This window comes from Sphingobium sp. KKT206 (assembly GCF_055640555.1).
In genome coordinates this window covers 2,365,654-2,384,676 of the sequence record NZ_CM145764.1, presented here as the reverse complement: position 1 = coordinate 2,384,676, position 19,023 = coordinate 2,365,654, and the positions used below count along the sequence as shown (strand labels likewise).

Sequence of the window (19,023 nt, the reverse complement as noted above, 5' to 3'; positions counted from 1 at the left end):
GCCATGCCAGTGGCGAGTGATGCGATGGCCTGCTGCGCTATGCGACGAAGCGTTGGTCCGAGTTTACGGACCCTTATCCATTGCCACCTAGAAAGAGGGCATGGACCTTAGTTTCCTTCGGGCAAGCGGGCTTAAGCCCGTCCATGCCAGAGCCCTCGACCGACCGCGCATGCCGGTCTGGCCGTTCCTGCGAGCTGCTTGCGCGGCGGCACAGGCGGCCAGTCCTACGGCGCAGGCGGTTGCGGGCGTCCTGCGGGGGCAGGGCGAAGAGGAAGACTGGGTCCAGGAACTGGCGGCAGTGTTTGCGCCACGTTCCGGCGGCATGATCGAGGCCGTTCGTCTCGCGGGAAGTTTCAATCCACTCGTCGCGAGCCGTCTAGCTGGGGGGCAAGGAAGATGAAGATGGCGTTTACCGTGGCGCTTTAGTCGATGTTCAGGGCTGAAGCGCAAAAAGGATAACGCTGTTGGATTTTGCAACACCAAATGCCGCAAGTTGAGGGTTAAGAATGATCGAGAACCAGAAAATCAGGCCCGCCCAGGTCGTCGGGCCGCTCGGAGAACCCCTGACGCTGGATAGCCTGCCGCCTGCGGATACGACGCGCTGGGTGGTGCGGCGCAAGGCAGAGGTGGTCGCGGCCGTCAATGGCGGCCTGCTGACCGTCGACGAGGCATGCGCGCGTTACAATCTGACGCTGGAGGAATTTGCCGGCTGGCAGCGCGCCGTCGACCGGTCGGGCATGCATGGGCTGCGCGTCACGCGCATCCAATATTATAAGTCTCTCTATGAGCGGCAGCAGAAATATTGAATTCGCGCCAGCTGGCGTGGCGGGATTGGCAGGGGCCGTCGGAGCATCGCTCCGGCGGCCCTTTTTGCATCCCGTTGCGGGCGCGTCCTAACGGCGCAAAGTCGCGATGGTTGCAGGGGCGGAATCATTTTTGTGCGATGGAACGAGATGCTCTGTCCCCCGTTCAATGATTACCCAACCCGCAGGGGGCGTGGTTCAAGGAGATTATCATGGGCATCATTCTGTGGCTTATCATCGGTGGCGTCGTTGGCTGGCTGGCCAGCATGGTCATGCGCACTGACGCGCAGCAGGGCATCCTGCTGAACATCGTCGTCGGCATCGTCGGCGCTTTCATCGGCGGTCTGATTTTCAGCGGCGGTTCGATCAACGACGGTGTGACGCTCTACAGCTTCCTCGTGTCGCTGGTCGGTGCGATCATTCTGCTGGCGATCATCAATCTGGTCCGTCGCGGTTCGGTGCGCTAACGCGCTCAACCCGACCTTCCGATCAAAAGGGCTGCGCTTCATCCGAAGCGCGGCCCTTTTTTTATGACTGCAGGTGCTTCGGCTATCGCTTGGCTGCCAAGAAACGATACACGATCAATATGGCGATCGCGCCCAGCACGGCGGCGATGAACCCGGCGCTTTGCCCCGGCGCATAAAGGCCCGCCAGCCTGCCCATGAAGCCGGCCAGCAGCGCCCCGGCGATCCCCAGCAACATCGTCACGATGCAGCCACCGGGGTCGCGCCCCGGCATGATCAGCTTCGCAAGTGCCCCAGCCAACAGGCCGATGACGATCCATCCCAACAAGTCCATGGCGCGCTCCTCTCCCCGTACCCCGCGTCGATATAGCGCCACACTCCGGTTCGCTTGGCAATATGCTAAGCAGGCGTAACGAACCGGCATCCGCGATCCACCGTCCCGTGCCGATACATTATCGCTTTGCCCTCGCGCCCGACCCCGTGATATTGGGGGTTGAGGCAGGTGCTATATTCATATAACACAGTCGCTGGATGGCGAAGGCCGGAAAGATGGAATCGGCATGAATTACGAAACCCAGGTCTTGCGCGACTCGACGGTTGTCCTTGGCGACGACGACTCACGCAACGGACGCAAGAAGCTGTTGATCGTGGGCGGCGTGGTCGCGCTGATACTGATTGCGGTGGCGATATGGATGTCCATGCGCGACGGCGATGCAGCTGCGCCTGCGCCAAGCGCGCAGGTACCGGTGGTAACGGTAACAAGTCCCGGCCAATCGACCGTCGCCCGCACCGTCACGGCAACAGGATCGCTCGCCGCGCGCGTCGAAATGCCGGTCGGCGTCATCGGCGAAGGCGGCATGGTCAGCCGCGTGCTGGTACAGCCGGGCGATTGGGTGCGCGCAGGCCAGCCGCTCGCCATCATCGAACGTTCGGTCCAGGTCGAACAGGTCCGCTCGCTCGCGGCCCAAGTCGAAGTGGCGCGCGCCGATGCGAAACTGGCGCAGGCGCAGCTCGATCGCGCCAAGGCGCTGGTCGGGCGCGGGTTCATCAGCGCGGCCGACATTGATCAACGCACGGCGACACGGGATGCGGCGCAAGCGCGCGTCAATGTCGCAGTCGCACAATTGGCCGAACAGCGCGCCCGCACCGGACGCCTCGACATTCGTGCGCCCGCAAAGGGCCTGATCCTGACGCGCGCGGTCGAACCGGGCCAGATCGTCGGTTCGGGCAGCGGTGTGCTGTTCCGCATGGCCAAGGATGGCGAGATGGAATTGCAGGCGCAGGTGGCCGAGGGCGACCTTGCGACGCTGCGCCCCGGTAACAGTGCTGTGGTGACGCCGATCGGCGGCAAGGATCAGTTCGCCGGACAGGTGTGGCAGGTGTCCCCGGTGGTCGATCCGACCGCGCGGCAGGGCATCGCCCGCGTCGCCATTCCTTATAATCCTGCGATCCGGCCCGGCGGTTTTGCCGCGGTGACGATCACCAGCGGATCGGGGACCGCGCCGCTGCTGCCGGAATCGGCGGTGCAGAGCGATCCCAAGGGCAATTATGTCTATGTCATCAATGCCAAGAATATGGTCGAGCGGCGTGACGTGACCGTTGGCCAGGTGTCCGATGCGGGCGTCGCGGTAACCAGCGGCATCACGGGCACGGAAAAGATCGTGACGTCGGCCGGTGCCTTCCTGACACCGGGGCAGAAGGTCAAGCCGGAAGCGATCAAGGGCAGTTAGGGCTGGCGGGGTCGCGTCGCGGCCTGCGCTGGATGGATTTGGAAGGGACGGCGATCCGTCCGGCGAGGGAAAGCCCGTCATGAGTTTTCGCAATATATCCGCTTGGGCGATCCGCAATCCGGTGACGCCATTGGTGATGTTCGCCGCCCTGTTGCTGGCGGGAATCGTCAGTTTCACGCGGATGGACGTCAACAATAATCCCGACATCAGCTTTCCGGCCGTTACCGTGATCGTCAGCCAGCCGGGCGCTGCCCCGACCGAACTGGAAACGCAGGTCACGCAACGGATCGAGGCGGCGGTGCGCGGCATCAGCGGCGTGGACGAAATCACCTCCTTCGCCTCCGAAGGCCAGTCGCTGACCAATGTCCAGTTCCAGATCGGCACGCCCGTCGATCGCGCCGTCAACGACGTGAAGAATGCGGTTGACCAGATCCGCAGCGATTTGCCCGACGGCATATTGGAGCCGCAGGTCACCCGTGTCGATATCGACGGCGGGCCGATTGCCTATTTCAGCGCCGAAGCGACCGACATGACGCTGGAGGAACTGTCCTGGTATGTCGACAATACGGTGGCCAAGCGGCTGCTGTCGGTCAGCGGCATGGCGGCGGTCAATCGCGGCGGCGGCGTCAGCCGCGAAATCCGGGTCATCCTGGACCCCGCCAAGTTGCAGGCGTTCGGCATCACCGCCGCGCAGGTGAACAGCCAGCTCAATCAGGTCAATCTGAACGCTGCAGGAGGCCGCACCGAAATCGCCGGGGCCGAACAATCGATCCGCGTGCTGGGCAATGCGCGCAATGCGCGCGACCTGGGCGCGACCCAGATCGCCATTACCGGCGGCCGCACCGTCAAGCTGGCCGACATAGCCGACGTGCGTGACATGTATGCCGAACAGCGCAGCCTGGCGCTGATGAACGGGCGGCAGGTCACCAGTTTCAGCCTGGAAAAGGCCAAGGGTTCGTCGGACGTCACCGTCTATGACGATGCGATGGTTCAGTTGGACAAGCTGCGCAAGGAAAACCCCAAGGTTACCTACAAGCAGCTCTATACCAGCGTCGATTACACCAAGGACCAATATCATTCGGCCATGGCCGCGATGATCGAGGGCGCGGTGCTGGCGGTCGTCATCGTCTTCCTGTTCCTGCGCGATTGGCGGGCGACGATGATATCCGCTTTGGCGATCCCGCTCTCGGCGATCCCGACCTTCTGGTTCATGGACATGATGGGCTTCACGCTCAACGGCATCTCGCTGCTGGCGCTCAGCCTGGTCGCGGGCGTGCTGGTCGATGACGCGATCGTGGAGATCGAGAATATCGTGCGCCATATGCGCATGGGCAAAAGCGCCTATCAGGCATCGATCGACGCGGCTGACGAGATCGGCCTGGCCGTGTTGGCGACCACCATGGCGATCGTGGCGGTGTTCCTGCCGGTCGCCTTGATGCCGGGTATTTCGGGACAGTTCTTCATCCAGTTCGGCATGACCGTCGTGGTCGCGGTGCTGATGAGCCTGGCTGTCGCGCGCCTGATCACGCCGATGATTGCGGCCTATTTCCTCAAAGCCCATGGTGAGGCAAGCCATGGCGAAGGCTGGCTGATGGACCGCTATATGAGCGTGCTGCGCTGGTCGCTCGACGAGCGGCGGGCCATCGCGCACCGCGCACGTGGGGGCTGGCGGCGGTTCACGGCGATTTTCCTGGATCATCGGATGTGGACCGTCGGCTTTGGCGCGCTGGCCTTCATCGCGACCATCATCGCCTTCGCGACGCTGCCGATGACGTTCCAGCCCACGACCAACACCGATTTCAGCCAGGTGAAGATCGAAACGGTGCCGGGCAGCACCTTGGCCCAGACGACCGCGATCACGCGCAAGGTCGCCGACATGCTGGCGGCCGATACGAAGGTGGTCGATGCCGCCTTTGCCGATATCGAAACCACCAATGCCGATATCTTTCTGACGCTCAAGAAGGACCGGCCGATGACGTCGGTCGAATGGGAGCGCAAGATTGCGCCGAAATTCCAGACGATCGCCGACGCACGGGTGAATTTCCAGTCGCAGTCGGGCGGCGGCTTTGGCCGCGACATCATCATGATGTTCGGGTCCGACGATCCCGTGAAACTGGAGCAGGTCGCAAACCAGTTGGTCGCGGAAATGGCCCGCATCCCCGAATTGCGCGCGCCGCGCGTCCAGGGCGACATGCAGCGGCCTGAGATCATCATCAAGCCCCGGCTCGACCTGGCGGCCAGCCTGGGCGTGACGACGGCTGCACTCAGCCAGTCGATCCGTATCGCGACGATCGGCGACATCGACCAGAATAGCGCGAAATTCTCGCTGGCCGATCGCCAGATTCCGATCCGCGTGGCGATTGCGGAAGATAGCCGCAAGGATCTCGGCACGATCGAAAATATGCCCGTGCCCACCGTCAATGGCGGATCGGTGCCGCTCAAAGTGGTGGCCGACATCACCTTCGGCGCCGGGCCGACGCAGATCCGCCGCTACAACCAGATCCGCCGCATCGTCGTCGGGGCCGACATGGCACCGGGCGTCGTGACCAGTGAGGCGACCAAGAAGATCAACGCTCTGCCGCTGATGAAGGCGATCAACGAAGGCCGTATCCAGGGCGTGCAAAAGATCGACGCCGGCGATGCCAAGTGGCAGGCGGAAATGCTGGTCAATTTCGCCATCGCCGTGGCGTCGGGCATCCTGCTCGTGCTGGCGGTGCTGACCCTGCTCTACAAGCGGATCATGCCGCCCTTCGTCAATCTCGGCTCGCTGCTGCTCGCGCCGTTGGGCGGGGCGCTCGCCCTGCATGTCGCAGGACAGCCCCTGTCGATGCCGGTGTTCATCGGCCTGCTGATGCTGCTGGGGATCGTCGCCAAAAACTCGATCCTCGTCATCGACTTCGCGCTGGAGGAAATGGACAAGGGCGTGCCCAAGTTCGAAGCGATCGTGGACGCCGGGCATAAACGCGCCCAGCCGATCGTCATGACGACAGTGGCGATGGTGGCGGGCATGGTGCCCACCGCGTTGTCGCTGTCGGGCGATGGTGCCTGGCGCGCGCCGATGGGCATCACCGTGATCGGCGGCCTGCTGCTGTCGACCGTGCTGACGCTGGTGATCGTGCCCGCGACCTTCAGCCTGGCCGTCGCGCTCGAAAGCTGGGTTGGGCCGCGCCTCGGCCGGGGGCTGCTCACCTACAAGCCGGGCGATGACAAGGGAGTCGCCCTGCCTGCAGAATAGCCGGATGGATTAGGGCTTTGCCTGAACGAAACGGCGGCGTAACCGTTAAGCAGCCATGACATTGCTCCGCGCCTCCCGGTCGACCGGTGACACCCTGCCCAATCCCGCACGGCGCATGCGGATGTTCGCGACCGTGATGCTGCTGGTCATGGCGGCGATATTCATTGCGGCGCGGGCTACGGTGCATATCCATCCCGCCATCGGCTTCGTGCAGGCCTTTGCCGAAGCGGCGATGGTGGGCGGGCTGGCCGACTGGTTTGCGGTCACCGCGCTATTTCGCCATCCGCTCGGCCTACCTATCCCCCACACCGCGATCATCCCCCGCAACAAGGACCGGATCGGCGAGACGCTGGCCGTCTTCCTGCGTGACAATTTTCTCACGCCCGCCGTCGTCGCGCGGCGGATGCGGACGATGGATGTGGCGTCGGCAGCAGGCCGCTTCCTTGCCAGTCCCTCGGCAGGCGACGGGCGGCTCCGCGCGGGCGCGTCGCGCCTGATCGCCGACATGCTCGAAGCGCTGGACCAGGAACGGCTGGGCGGCATGGTCAAGGGCGCGATCGGCCAGCGGTTGCGCGGCATAAATGTCGGCCCGCTGATCGGTCAGGCGATCGAGGCGGCGATGCGCGACGGTCGCCACACGCCGGTCATGGACGGCATCATCCACTGGGCTGATAAAACGCTGGAAGCCAATGACCATCTGATCCGCCAGATGGTGCATGACAAGGCGGGCAAAGTGCTGCGCTGGACCGGGCTGGACGAAAATCTGGCCAATGCGATCATCGACGGCCTGCGCCGGATGCTCGCCGAAATGGCGGCCGATCCGGGCCATGACCTGCGCCTGAAGGCGGAAGAGGGCATGGCGAAACTGGCCTTCGACCTGCAATTTGACCTGGAAACGCAGGCCAAGGCGGCGAAGATCCGCGACGAGATACTCGACAATCCCGCCATGCAGCGCTGGATCGACGGGCTGTGGGAACAGGCGCGTGGCGGGTTGCTGCGCGCGGTGCGTGATCCCGGCAAGGCGATGGCCGGGCGGCTGGGCGAAGCGCTGCGCCAGTTGGGCGGCACCTTGCAGGAGGATGCGCGGCTGCGGCTGGTTATCAACCGCTTCGTGCGCCGCGCGGCGGTGGGCGCGACCGCGACCTATGGCGATGCGATCGTGCGGCTGGTCAGCGACACGGTGCGCGGCTGGGATGCGGGCACCATCACCAACCGGCTGGAAGGCGCGGTCGGCCGCGACCTGCAATATATCCGCATCAACGGCACGCTGGTGGGCGGCCTCGTCGGGCTGATCTTGCATGCCATTGACGTGGCGCTTTAACCCTCCTCGACAACCTTTCCAGTGACTCGATAAAATGATGTTGCAACATATCATAGAAATATGATGTAACATGTCATGATCCGTCCAAAGGCGGGCGGTGTGGAGAGGAGTCGAGCGATGCGCAAATTGGCGATTCAAGCGACGGGCAACCAACGGACAGAGGCGGGAGTAGCGGCGCCATCAGGCTACCAGGGCGGCAAGGGGTCGCCGTTCGGCATCGGTGGCGCAATTGCGGTTCATATGGTGGCGATCGGCGTCTGGCTGATGATCCCGCAGGAGATGATCGACGAGGTGTTCACGCCGCCGCCGCTCATCACCACCAACGTTCCGCTGCTTGATCCGCCCCCGCCCGAACAGACCAAGCCGACGACCACGGAGCGGATACCGACCCGGCCGACAGAGCAGCGCCCGACCACGGTCGATCCGATCGTACCGTCGAGCGGAGGCGATTCCGTCCTGACCGGCAGCACCGGGTCGGGCGAGGGCATCAACCCAGCCCCCACGATCATCCTGCCGCCCGCCGATCCGCCGCGCGAGCCGGTGATGGTCGAGGCAGCGATCGATCCGCGCGCGCTGTCGGCATTCCAGCCCGACTATCCCGGCGCGATGATCCGGCAGGGGCTGGAAGGCAGCGTGACGGTGCGGGTGACGATCAATGCGCAGGGTCGCGTGACCGACATTGCCCGCATTGCTGCGAGCGACGAGAGTTTCTGGCGTGCGACGGAACGGCACGCGCTGCGCAAATGGCGGTTCCGCCCCGCGACGCGCGATGGCGTGGCGGTGGCGACGACCAAAATATTGACCGTGCGGTTCACTTTGACGGATCGGTAAAGGCTGCGGTTCCCGCCCTGTCCGATGGGCAGGGCGGAAGCCGTTCATTTGCGCCGGGCGTGACGGACCCTTTTGCATCCTGGCGCAGGCTGGCCTATATGGACGACATGGCGATTTTTCCCCGTCCCGTTTCCCCCAAAAGAGCAGCCAATGATCTGTGGGGTTATTTTCGCGAAAGCCGGCCGCATAAATGGCCGTTGCTGGGCCTGTCGGCCGCGATCACCTATGTCATCATCTGGGCGTTCATCGTCGATGGTAACACCAACACGATGCCGACCCGCAACAAGATCATCTATGTCAAAAGCTGGGACGCCAACCGATCCGACGCGGCCGTGATCCTGCAGCAGAAGATGGACATCGCCCGCTATGAAGTGGCGCTCTCGCGCAGCCAGAAGGACATGCAGAAGGTCGCCGACATGGTCGGGATCGAATGGCGCGAGGACGCCGCGCGCAACAGCGCCAAGCGCAAGGAAGCGCTGACGCGGATCAACGCAATGCTGGACGAACGACTCGCCAAGGCCAAGCAGGCCGAAGGGGCGCAACAGCCCTGAGCGCCCCCCAGCTAATCTCTGACGCGCCGATAGCCGATCCGGCCACCGACCGGCGCTTCATGGCCGCCGCCATCGCGCTGTCGCGGCGCGGACGCGGGCTTTCCACCCCCAATCCCAATGTCGGCTGCATCATCGTGCGGGACGGCCGGGTCGTGGGGCGTGGCTGGACGCAAAAGGGCGGCCGACCCCATGCCGAGGCGCAGGCGCTGGAACAGGCGTTCGACCGGGCGCATGGCGCTTGCTGTTATGTGACGCTGGAACCCTGTTTTCATTTGTCCCCGCGCGGGCCGCGCTGCGCTGACCTTCTGGCGCGCGCTGGCGTGGCGCGCGTGGTGATCGCGCTGCGCGATCCCGATCCGCGCACCGACGGGCAGGGGGCGGCCTGGCTGCGCGAACGGGGCATCGCGGTCGAGATGGGCCTGATGGCAGAGGATGCCGCCCGCGCCATGGCGGGGTTCGTCCTGGGCCAGACGCTGGGGCGGCCGCATGTGACGCTCAAGCTCGGCCTCTCGCTCGACGGGCAAATCGCGCTCGCCAATGGCGCCAGCCGCTGGATCACGGGACCGCAAGCCCGCGCCCACGCGCATATGGAACGAGCGCGGCACGACGCGATCCTGGTCGGCGGCGGCACGCTGCGCGCCGATGCACCGCGACTCGATGTGCGGATCGCCGGGCTTGAAGGGCGCAGCCCGCGCCGCATCCTGCTGAGCCGGGGCGCGGCACCCCATGGCTGGGAACGGATTGGCGCGCCGGAGGACATATCGACGCTCGACCGGGTCGATCATCTGCTGGTCGAGGGCGGCGCGGCGACGGCGGCGGCCTTCCTGAGCGCGGATCTTGTCGATCGGCTGACACTCTATCGCGCGCCGATCCTCATCGGTAATGGCCTTGCTGGTATCGGCGACATCGGACTGACCGACTTGAGTGAGGCGCGTGGCCGCTGGCGGCTGATCGACGAACGGCGGCTGGGGGCCGACGGACTTGAGGTTTACGAGGCGGTTCGGAGCGCTTAGAGGCCGAGGCACAGGCCTCAACAGATGGATCAGGACGCATGTTCACCGGCATCATCACCGACATCGGCACCATCCGCAGCGCGGAGCAGCGCGGCGACCTGCGGCTGGTTATCGGTAGCGGCTATGCCATGGACGGCGTGGCGATCGGCGCGTCGATCGCCTGTTCGGGCGCGTGCCTGACGGTGGTGGAAAAGGGTGCGGACTGGTTCGCGGTCGATCTGTCCGCCGAGACGGTAGAGCGCACCGCGCCCGGCCTGTGGAACGAAGGTGCGCGCCTCAACCTCGAACGCGCGCTCAAGGTCGGTGACGAATTGGGCGGGCATATCGTCACGGGCCATGTCGATGGTGTCGGGCATCTGGTATCAGCGACACCCGAAGGCGATTCGATGCGCCTGGTCATCGCCGCACCCGCTGCCCTGGCGGCGGCGCTGGCGGCCAAGGGGTCGATCACGCTCGATGGCATTTCGCTGACCGTGAACAGTGTCGAGGATCAGGCCGATGGCAGCGTCCATTTCGGTCTCAACATCATCCCCCATACGGCTGCGGCCACCACGCTCAATGCGCTGCCGGAAGGGCGCGCCTTCAATCTGGAGATCGACGTGCTGGCGCGCTATCTCGACCGGATGATGAGCCTTCGCAATCGCGCAATGTGATTGCGGCTTGAATTAATCACATTAAAATGTGATATACGGCTCCAGTCCTTTCCGGGCAGGAGTCGTTTTCATGTCGTCCGCACTTCTCGATACCGTTCGCCGCCTCGTCACAGACGGCGGCATGTCCCGTTCCGGCCTGGCGCGCGCCGCCGGTCTCCACGCCAATTCCTTGCGCAAGCTGGGCGAGGGCGACTGGAACCCGACCGCCGACACGCTGGGCAAGCTGGAAGCCTATCTGTTGAAGCGCGAGGGCGGCACGGCCCTCGCCTCGCCGGAAGAGATCATCAACGAAGCCCGCAATGGCCGTATGTTCATCCTGGTCGATGACGAGGATCGCGAGAATGAAGGTGATCTGGTCATTCCCGCCCAAATGGCAACGCCCGACGCGATCAATTTCATGGCCACCCATGGTCGAGGCCTCATCTGCCTGGCGCTGACCAAGGCGCGGGTCGAGGAACTGGGCCTCGGCCTCATGAGCCGCAACAATGGCACCCGCCACGAAACCGCCTTCACCGTGTCGATCGAGGCGCGCGAAGGCGTGACCACCGGCATCAGCGCGGCCGACCGCGCGCGCACCGTATCGGTCGCGATCGACGGGTCGAAGGGCAAGGCCGATATCGTGACGCCGGGCCATGTCTTTCCGCTGGTGGCCAAGGATGGCGGCGTGCTGGTCCGCACCGGCCATACCGAAGCGGCCGTGGACGTCGCCCGTCTGGCGGGCCTGAACCCATCGGGCGTCATCTGCGAAGTGATGAAGGACGATGGCACCATGGCGCGCCTGGACGACCTCATCCCCTTCGCCCAGAAGCACAAGATGAAGATCGGCACGATCCGCGACCTCATCGCCTATCGCCGCCGCCATGACCATATCGTCGAACGCCGTGCGGAAACGAGCTTTGAGAGCCAATGGGGCGGCGACTGGAAGGCGATCAGCTTTTATAACAAGGCGACGCAGACCGAACAGCTGGCCCTTCAGAAGGGGCATGTGACGCCCGATCAGCCGACGCTGGTACGGATGCACCAGTTTTCGCCGCTGACCGACACGTTCGGACAGCAGGGGCCACGCGCGGGAATGCTGGCCCGCTCGATGAAAATCATCGGCGAAGAAGGCGCAGGCATCATCGTGGTGCTGCGCGGCGACGAACCGGACATGCTGACCCGCATGTTGCAACATCATTCCGGCATCGCGCAGGGCGACATGGACGAACTGCGCAACTATGGTGCGGGCGCGCAGATATTGGCCGAACTTGGCGTGCATGACATGATCCTGCTGACCAACAGCAATCATAGCCTGATCGCGCTTGACGGCTATGACCTGGCCGTGGTTGGGCAACGTCCGATCGAGCTGTAAAGGATTTATCATGGCCAAATTCCTGATCGTCGAAGCGCGCTTCTACGACCATCTCAACGACCTGCTGATCGAGGGGGCGACCGCCGCGCTCGATGAAGAGGGGCATAAATATGAGGTGGTGACCGTGCCGGGCGCGCTGGAGATTCCGGGCGCAGTGGCGCTGGCGGCGGAAACCGGGCGCTATGACGGCTTCATCGCCATCGGCGTGGTGATCCGTGGCGAAACCTATCATTTCGAAGTCGTGTCGAACGAAAGCGCACGCGGCCTGATGGCCTTGTCGATGGACGGTATCCCGATCGGCAACGGCATATTGACCGTCGAAAATGAGGCGCAGGCCCTGACTCGCGCCAAGATGACGGAAAAGGACAAGGGCGGCGAGGCGGCCAAGGCGGCGATCGCCATGCTCGGCCTGCGCCAGAAGTTCGCGATCTGAAAATGCGATAGTCGGCCGGAGGGGGAGACGGTCCGGCCGACTATCGACCCGATCAGGCGGTGGGAGCGACCGCCTCCAGCGTCGGGTAGTCGGTATAGCCAGCCTCGCCCGGACCATACCAGGTCGGCATAGGCTGGGGCGGGTTCAGGGGCGCATCGTCGCGCAGCCGCTCGACCAGATCGGGGTTGGCCATGAAGGGACGGCCAAAGCTGATCGCATCGGCAAGGCCGCTGTCGAGGTCGGCCTGCGCTCGCGCTTTGTCATAATCGCTGTTCAGGATCAGCGGCCCCTTGAAATGCTGGCGGATCAGGGGCGACTGACGCGGCACCTCGGTCGCGCCGAAGGTGCCGTTCGGACCCGGTTCGCGCAGTTCGAGCGAGGCGATGCCGATCGCGTTCAGCACGTCGGCGGCATGGGCGAACAGCGTAGCGGGATCGCTATCGTCCACGCCCTGGCTGTCGCCATTGGGTGACAGGCGCACCGAAACCTTGTCCGCGCCGATCGCATCGACCACCGCCTGGGTGACTTCGCGCAGCAGGCGAACGCGGTTTTCGACGCTGCCACCATAATCATCGTCGCGGAAATTGGCATTGTCGCGCAGGAACTGGTCGATCAGATAGCCGTTGGCGGCATGGATCTGCACGCCGTCGAACCCGGCGCGAATCGCATTGTGCGCCGCCCGGACATAGGTTTCGATCAGCGCGGGGATTTCCTCGATCGCCAGCGGACGGGCGGTCTCGAAGGGTGCCTTGCCCTCATATGTATGCGCGTCGCCCGCCGTCGCGGTGGCGCTGGACGATACCGGCTGTTCGCCAGTGACGCTCGAATGAACCTGCCGCCCCATATGCCATAGCTGGGCGATTATGCGCCCGCCTGCATCATGCACGGCCTGCGTCACGGGTTGCCAGGCGGTGACCTGCTCGTCGGACCAGAGGCCGGGCGCATAGGGCCAGCCAAGCCCCTGGCGCGAAACGCCGGTCGCCTCGCTGATGATGAGGCCCGCGCCCGCGCGCTGGCGATAATAGTCCACCATGATCGGGGTGGGCACATGGTCGCGGGTCGCGCGGCCACGGGTGAGCGGCGCCATGAGGATGCGGTTGGGCGCGTCGATCGTGCCGATCTGGATAGGGTCGAACAGGCTGGTCATGGAATCTCCCGAACTTTCAAGGTTGCAATTTGCAACGGGACTTGGGTGCCAAAGCCAGCTAGGGAGCCGCGATGCCCAGTTCAACCCCTGCACCCCCGATGGACATACCGCGCCTGGCTTTTCCGGCGCTGATCCTGGCCAATATCATGTTGTCGCTCGGCCCGGTCCTGGTGCGGCTGGCCGATGTCGGGCCGGTTGCGGCGGCCTTCTGGCGGTTGACGTTGGCTTTACCCGTCCTGCTGCTGCTGGCGATCCCGCGGCTCACACGCACACCGCCCACCCGGCGCGAATGGGGCGTGATGCTGCTGGCGGGCGTGGTGTTCGCGGGCGACCTTGCGGCGTGGCATCTGGGCATCATCCATACCAAGGTCGCCAATGCGACTCTCTTCGGCAATATGAGCGCGCTGCTGCTCCCGGCCTGGGCGCTGCTGGTGCTACGCCAGCGGCCAACGCGGATGCAGGCGATCGCGCTGCTGCTGGCAGGCGCAGGCGCGCTGGTTTTGATGGGGGGCAGTTACGACCTGGCCCCGATCAACCTGCGCGGCGACCTGCTTTGCCTGCTCGCGGGGATTCTCTACACCGCCTATATTCTGATCATCCAGCGCGCGCGCGGGCGGCTCGACAGTTGGTCGGTGCTGGCGGTGTCGAGTGTGGCGAGCGCACCGACCTTGCTGCTCTGCGCCTTATGGCTGGGCGAACGGATCATGCCGGGCGATTGGACGCCGCTACTGATCCTCGCTGTGTCGAGCCAGTTGATCGGGCAGGGACTGCTCACTTATGCGATCGGCTGGTTTTCGCCGCTCATATTGGGGCTAAGCCTGTTGCTGCAGCCCGCCATGGCGGTGGTGCTGGGCTGGCTGATGTTCGGCGAATGGTTGGGCCTGACCGATATGCTGGGGATTGTCGCCGTCTCGGCGGCGCTGGTGCTTGTGCGACTGCCCACCCGCGCCTAGATTGGGGCCATGACCCAGGACATGACCCTCGACGAGATCCGCGACCTTCTGGCCCCCGTACTGGCGCGCCACGCCGCCTTCGACGGCTGGCGCAAGGAAGCCGTGATGATGGCGGCGGCAGAAAAAGGCGTGGATGTCGATATTGCCGCGCTCGCCTTTGCCGATGGGCCGGTCGACATGATCGACGCCTGGTTCGCCAGCATCGACGCGGCCATGCTCGATACGCTGCCGCCCGAAACGCTGGATGCCCTGTCGATCCGCAAGAAGATCATCGCGCTGGTCGAAGCGCGGCTGGCCCTGGTCGCGCCCGATCGGGAAGCGCTGCGCCGCGCGCTGGCGATCCTCGCCATGCCGACCAACACGGCGCGCGCCGCCCGGCTGGGCTGGCGCGCCGCCGATGCCATGTGGCGTGCGGCGGGCGACACCAGCACGGACCTGGCCCATTATACTAAGCGGATGACGCTGGCTGGCGTCTATGCCGCCACGCTGCTGGTGTTCGTCGATGACGCCAGCGAAGGCCATGCCGACAGCCGCGCTTTCCTTGCCCGGCGGATCGAAGGCGTCATGCGCTTTGAAAAGCTAAAGGCCAAGATCAAGGGCGTCGGCGGCGGCGAACGGCTCAGCCTCGCGCGCTTCGTCGGGCGGCTGCGCTACCCCGCAATCTGACGCAGACGCGATTCGCGCTGGCCTTTCCCAATCGGTATTGATAGTCACTCGCAGCAATCATGCTGAGAGTATCCCCTACCGTGCGCCTGACCGACCTGCCGCTGCGCCAGCCCGCTTATGTTGACCTGATCGACTGGTCCGCTCTGTCCCCTTCCGAAGGCCAGCGCTTGCGCGAATTCGGCCTGTGCGAAGGCGCGAGCGTCGAAGCGCTGCATCGGGGCGGCATTTTCGGACGCGGCCCGATCGCCTGCAAGGTCGGCCGCATGACCATCGCCATGCGCCGCAGCCATGCCGCCGCCGTCACGGTCCGCACTGGCCCTGACAGTCTCGATCAGGACCGCGCCGCATGAGCGCGCTGCCCCTGGTCGCGCTGGTCGGCAATCCCAATGCCGGCAAAAGCGCGCTGTTCAACGCGCTCACCGGCGCGCGGCAGAAGCTCGGCAATTATCCCGGTGTCACCGTCGAGCGCAAGGCGGGCCGCCTGTCGCTGAGCGATGGCCGCCCGATCGAACTGGTCGACCTGCCCGGCACCTACAGCCTTGATCCCGGCAGCCCCGACGAACAGGTGACCCGCGATGTCGTGATGGGCAAGCAGGTGGGCGAAAAACGCCCCGACGCGCTGGTCATCGTGGTCGATGCCGCCAATCTCGACAATCATCTGCGGTTCGCGTTGGAACTGATCGCGCTTGGCCTGCCGACGATCGTGGCGCTCAACATGGTCGATCTCGCCACTCGCGACGGGCTGGAACTGGATGCCGCGACCCTATCGCGCGAACTGGGCGTGCCGGTGATTGCCACCGTCGCGGTGCGCAAGCGTGGCCTCGATCATCTGCGCGAAGCACTGGGCGAGATGCTGGGCGAGGGCCGCGCAGTCCGCGCCGCAGCGCCCGACCGCGATTTCGATACCCTGCGCGCCGAAGCGCGGCGCATCGCCCGCGCCGGGATCGTGCGCGAAACCCCCTCGCGTCGCCTCACAGCGGCGGTCGATCGTGTTGCGCTGCATCCCGTCTTCGGCCTGCTGCTGCTGCTGGCCTTGCTGTTCGTGATGTTCCAGGCCGTCTATGCCTGGTCCGAAGCACCGATCGCGATGATCGAGGGGGTGGCCGAAGCCGCCGCTAGCACCGTGCGCGACACGCTGCCCGATGGCATCATCCGCTCCTTCCTGGTCGATGGCGTCATCAACGGCGTCGGTTCCGTGGTCGTGTTCCTGCCGCAGATCCTGATTCTCTTCTTCTTCATCCTCATGCTGGAAGCGACCGGCTATATGGTCCGCGCTGCCTTCCTGATGGATGGCATCATGGCGAGGGTCGGCCTGTCGGGCCGGGCGTTCATTCCCCTGCTTTCCTCCTTCGCCTGCGCGATTCCCGGCATCATGGCGACGCGGACGATCGCCGATCCGCGCGATCGGCTGACGACGATCCTCATCGCGCCGCTGATGACCTGCTCGGCGCGCCTGCCCGTCTATGCCGTCATCATCGGGGCCTTCATCCCAGCGCGCGACGTGCTGCCGGGCGTGGGGTTGCAGGGCTTCGTGCTCTTCTGCCTCTATGTCGCGGGCATCGTCGGCGCGATGCTGGTGGCGCTGATCCTGCGGATGACCGTGACCAAGGGCGCAAGCGGCGGCTTCCTGATGGAAATGCCCAAATATCAGTGGCCGCGCGCGCAGGATATCCTGCTTGGCCTGTGGCAGCGGGCCATGACCTTCCTCAAGCGCGCAGGCACGATCATCTTCGCTTCGACCGTGATCCTCTGGCTGTTGCTGACCTTCCCCAAAGTCCCCGATGGCAGTCCGGTCAGTCAGGTCGATTATTCCGTTGCCGGGCGTATCGCCAATGGCCTGACCGTCGTGTTGGAACCGATCGGCTTCAACCGCGACATTTCGCTGGCGCTCATCCCGGCCATGGCGGCGCGCGAAGTGGCGGTGTCGGCCCTCGCCACCGTCTATTCGATCGACGCGGGCGATGACGAGGCACTGCTGGAAAAAAGCCTGGGCGACCGGCTCAGGGACCAGTGGCCGCTGCCCACCGCGCTCGCCTTCCTCGCCTGGTTCATCTTCGCGCCGCAATGTATTTCGACGATCGCCGTCACGCGGCGGGAAACCAATGGCTGGAAATGGCCCATGTTCATGGTCGGCTATTTGTTTGCGCTCGCCTATGTCGCGGCGGGCGTCACTTACTGGACGACGACCGCAGCGGGACTATAAGGGACCGCTTTCAAGGCATTCGGAGGAATCATGGCAGGGTCTGTCAACAAGGTCATTCTGGTCGGCAATCTGGGCGCGGACCCGGAGGTCAAGAGCTTCCAGAATGGCGGCAAGGTGTGCAACCTGCGCATCGCCACATCCGAAAGCTGGAAGGACCGGATGACCGGCGAAAAGAAGGAGCGTACCGAATGGCACACGGTCGCGATCTTCTCCGAAGGTCTGGTCGGCGTGGCCGAACGCTTCCTGCGCAAGGGCAGCAAAGTCTATATCGAGGGTCAGCTGCGTACCCGCAAATGGCAGGACCAGTCGGGTAACGACCGCTATTCGACCGAAGTCGTGTTGCAGGGTCTGGGCTCGGTCCTCACCATGCTGGACGGCGCGCCGGGCGGCGGCGGTCAGGGTGGCGGCTATGGCGGTGGCGGCGGTGGTCGCGCGCAGCAGGGCGTGAGCGACTGGGGCGGCGGATCGAGCGGCTATGGCGGCGGCGATGCCGACGACTTTGGCGGTGGCCAGGGCGGCGGCTTCGGTGGCGGCCGCGCTTCGGGTGGCGCAGCAGGCGGCAGCCGCGGCGGCGCGGGCAGCCCCAATTTCGACAACGACTTGGACGATGAAGTCCCGTTCTGATCAGTGCAAAAAATCCTCCCCTTTAAGGGGAGGTGGCAGGGTATAGCCCTGACGGAGGGGTGTCACCCTATCGAAAAGGCGACACCCCTCCGCCTGGCTTCGCCAGCCACCTCCCCCACAGGGGGAGGATCTCTTTTTAGCCCCGCGCCAGTTCTGCCGCAGCAAACGCGCGAATATGGTCGCCCATATCCTCACGCTCCAGTGCCAGCACCAGATTGGCCTCGACATAGCCCGCCTTCGACCCGCAATCGAATCGGCGGCCGTCAAAGGTCACGCCATGGAAAGGCTGCTGCCCGATCAGCGAGGCCATGGCATCGGTCAGCTGGATTTCGCCGCCAGCCCCCTTTTCCTGCGTTTCGAGGATTTTCATCACGTCGGGCTGCAGGATATAGCGGCCAGGCAGGATGAGATTGGAGGGCGCGGTGCCAAGCGCAGGCTTTTCGACCAGCCCCTTGACCTCCGTCAGCACGCCATCGCGCGCACCCGGATCGATCACGCCGTAGCTCGGCGTCTGTTCCATCGGAATTTCAAGCGCGCAGACCAGATTGCCGCCGACCTGTTCATAGGCATCGACCATCTGCTTCATGCAGCCGTGGCCCGGCGCGCCCTTCATGAACTCGTCGGGCAGCAGGATGGCGAAGGGTTCGTCGCCGATGATGTCGCGCGCGCACCAGATGGCGTGGCCCAGACCCAGCGGCTCCTGCTGGCGCAGGAACACCGCATTGCCCGGCAGCAACCGCGTCCCGTCTAGCGCCGACAAATCCTTGCCGCGCTCGCGCTGCGTCGCCTCCGTCTCATAGGCGATGTCGAAATAATCCTCGATCGCGCCCTTGCCGCGCCCGGTGACGAAGATCATCTGCTCGATCCCTGCCTCCAACGCTTCGTCCACCGCGTACTGGATCAACGGACGGTCGACGACCGGCAGCAATTCCTTGGGCACCGCCTTGGTCGCGGGCAGGAAGCGAGTGCCAAGTCCCGCGACCGGGAAAATGGCTTTGCGGATAGGTTTGTTGGACATGCTACTCCATTCTCGCTGCAACGCGGG

20 protein-coding genes are annotated in these 19,023 nt (G+C 64.7%); 17 read left to right on the top strand and 3 right to left on the bottom strand.

Annotated features, from left to right (window positions below; genetic code table 11):
* Positions 1–100 precede the first annotated feature (100 nt).
* The 3 genes from ACZ2HM_RS11425 (at position 101) to ACZ2HM_RS11415 (ending at position 1,270) form a co-directional block, all read left to right on the top strand.
* Complete coding sequence (locus ACZ2HM_RS11425; protein ID WP_096060937.1) at positions 101–400, top strand: hypothetical protein; 300 nt, start codon at positions 101–103, stop codon at positions 398–400.
* A 106-nt stretch (positions 401–506) separates the two neighbouring features.
* On the top strand, positions 507–806 hold the full coding sequence (gene sciP / locus ACZ2HM_RS11420; protein WP_037476500.1) for a CtrA inhibitor SciP: 300 nt from the start codon (positions 507–509) through the stop codon (positions 804–806).
* Positions 807–1,015: 209 nt separating this feature from the next.
* Positions 1,016–1,270 carry a GlsB/YeaQ/YmgE family stress response membrane protein gene (locus ACZ2HM_RS11415; RefSeq protein ID WP_037476499.1) on the top strand — a complete coding sequence of 85 codons (255 nt, stop codon included), beginning with the start codon at positions 1,016–1,018 and terminating at the stop codon, positions 1,268–1,270.
* An 82-nt stretch (positions 1,271–1,352) separates the two neighbouring features.
* On the opposite strand, the gene ACZ2HM_RS11410 is transcribed toward ACZ2HM_RS11415, so the two are convergent.
* Positions 1,353–1,601 carry a GlsB/YeaQ/YmgE family stress response membrane protein gene (locus ACZ2HM_RS11410; protein ID WP_037476498.1) on the bottom strand — a complete coding sequence of 83 codons (249 nt, stop codon included), beginning with the start codon at positions 1,599–1,601 and terminating at the stop codon, positions 1,353–1,355.
* A gap of 226 nt (positions 1,602–1,827) precedes the next feature.
* Here ACZ2HM_RS11410 and ACZ2HM_RS11405 point away from each other — a divergent pair, with 226 nt between their 5' ends.
* The 9 genes from ACZ2HM_RS11405 to ribH all read left to right on the top strand — a co-directional run bounded on the left by ACZ2HM_RS11405 (position 1,828) and on the right by ribH (position 12,385).
* Positions 1,828–2,997, top strand: a complete 1,170-nt coding sequence (locus tag ACZ2HM_RS11405) for an efflux RND transporter periplasmic adaptor subunit (protein WP_470425265.1) — start codon at positions 1,828–1,830, stop codon at positions 2,995–2,997.
* A 79-nt stretch (positions 2,998–3,076) separates the two neighbouring features.
* On the top strand, positions 3,077–6,232 hold the full coding sequence (locus tag ACZ2HM_RS11400) for an efflux RND transporter permease subunit (protein WP_470425264.1): 3,156 nt from the start codon (positions 3,077–3,079) through the stop codon (positions 6,230–6,232).
* A gap of 55 nt (positions 6,233–6,287) precedes the next feature.
* On the top strand, positions 6,288–7,553 hold the full coding sequence (locus tag ACZ2HM_RS11395) for a DUF445 domain-containing protein (protein ID WP_470425263.1): 1,266 nt from the start codon (positions 6,288–6,290) through the stop codon (positions 7,551–7,553).
* Between the two features lie 117 nt (positions 7,554–7,670).
* A complete protein-coding gene (locus ACZ2HM_RS11390) occupies positions 7,671–8,384 on the top strand; it encodes an energy transducer TonB (protein WP_470425262.1) in 714 nt (237 codons plus the stop codon).
* 98 nt (positions 8,385–8,482) lie between these two features.
* Positions 8,483–8,935 carry a hypothetical protein gene (locus ACZ2HM_RS11385; protein WP_470426848.1) on the top strand — a complete coding sequence of 151 codons (453 nt, stop codon included), beginning with the start codon at positions 8,483–8,485 and terminating at the stop codon, positions 8,933–8,935.
* Between the two features lie 59 nt (positions 8,936–8,994).
* Entirely contained in the window at positions 8,995–9,948 is a 954-nt protein-coding gene (gene ribD / locus ACZ2HM_RS11380; RefSeq protein WP_470425261.1) for a bifunctional diaminohydroxyphosphoribosylaminopyrimidine deaminase/5-amino-6-(5-phosphoribosylamino)uracil reductase RibD, read from the top strand.
* Positions 9,949–9,986: 38 nt separating this feature from the next.
* Positions 9,987–10,601 (top strand): riboflavin synthase, encoded by a 615-nt coding sequence (locus ACZ2HM_RS11375; protein ID WP_470425260.1) that lies wholly within the window; start codon positions 9,987–9,989, stop codon positions 10,599–10,601.
* Between the two features lie 70 nt (positions 10,602–10,671).
* A complete protein-coding gene (ribB, locus tag ACZ2HM_RS11370; RefSeq protein ID WP_470425259.1) occupies positions 10,672–11,952 on the top strand; it encodes a 3,4-dihydroxy-2-butanone-4-phosphate synthase in 1,281 nt (426 codons plus the stop codon).
* 10 nt (positions 11,953–11,962) lie between these two features.
* Complete coding sequence (gene ribH, locus ACZ2HM_RS11365; RefSeq protein WP_096060930.1) at positions 11,963–12,385, top strand: 6,7-dimethyl-8-ribityllumazine synthase; 423 nt, start codon at positions 11,963–11,965, stop codon at positions 12,383–12,385.
* 52 nt (positions 12,386–12,437) lie between these two features.
* On the opposite strand, the gene ACZ2HM_RS11360 is transcribed toward ribH, so the two are convergent.
* Positions 12,438–13,532, bottom strand: a complete 1,095-nt coding sequence (locus ACZ2HM_RS11360; protein WP_470425258.1) for an alkene reductase — start codon at positions 13,530–13,532, stop codon at positions 12,438–12,440.
* A gap of 71 nt (positions 13,533–13,603) precedes the next feature.
* On the opposite strand from ACZ2HM_RS11360, the gene ACZ2HM_RS11355 reads away from it, so the two are divergent.
* The 5 genes from ACZ2HM_RS11355 to ssb all read left to right on the top strand — a co-directional run bounded on the left by ACZ2HM_RS11355 (position 13,604) and on the right by ssb (position 17,978).
* The gene (locus tag ACZ2HM_RS11355) at positions 13,604–14,485 is read left to right on the top strand and encodes a DMT family transporter (RefSeq protein WP_470425257.1); all 882 of its coding nucleotides are present in this window, start codon (positions 13,604–13,606) and stop codon (positions 14,483–14,485) included.
* A gap of 9 nt (positions 14,486–14,494) precedes the next feature.
* Positions 14,495–15,151, top strand: a complete 657-nt coding sequence (locus tag ACZ2HM_RS11350; protein WP_470425256.1) for a COQ9 family protein — start codon at positions 14,495–14,497, stop codon at positions 15,149–15,151.
* Between the two features lie 80 nt (positions 15,152–15,231).
* Positions 15,232–15,501 (top strand): FeoA family protein, encoded by a 270-nt coding sequence (locus ACZ2HM_RS11345; protein WP_037477164.1) that lies wholly within the window; start codon positions 15,232–15,234, stop codon positions 15,499–15,501.
* On the top strand, positions 15,498–17,354 hold the full coding sequence (gene feoB, locus ACZ2HM_RS11340; protein WP_470425255.1) for a ferrous iron transporter B: 1,857 nt from the start codon (positions 15,498–15,500) through the stop codon (positions 17,352–17,354). Before ACZ2HM_RS11345 ends, feoB begins: the two co-directional genes overlap by 4 nt.
* A gap of 30 nt (positions 17,355–17,384) precedes the next feature.
* Positions 17,385–17,978 carry a single-stranded DNA-binding protein gene (gene ssb / locus ACZ2HM_RS11335; RefSeq protein WP_470425254.1) on the top strand — a complete coding sequence of 198 codons (594 nt, stop codon included), beginning with the start codon at positions 17,385–17,387 and terminating at the stop codon, positions 17,976–17,978.
* Between the two features lie 136 nt (positions 17,979–18,114).
* Here the strand turns inward: ssb and ACZ2HM_RS11330 are convergent, their stop codons facing one another.
* Entirely contained in the window at positions 18,115–18,996 is an 882-nt protein-coding gene (locus ACZ2HM_RS11330) for a UTP--glucose-1-phosphate uridylyltransferase (RefSeq protein ID WP_037477158.1), read from the bottom strand.
* Positions 18,997–19,023 lie beyond the last annotated feature (27 nt).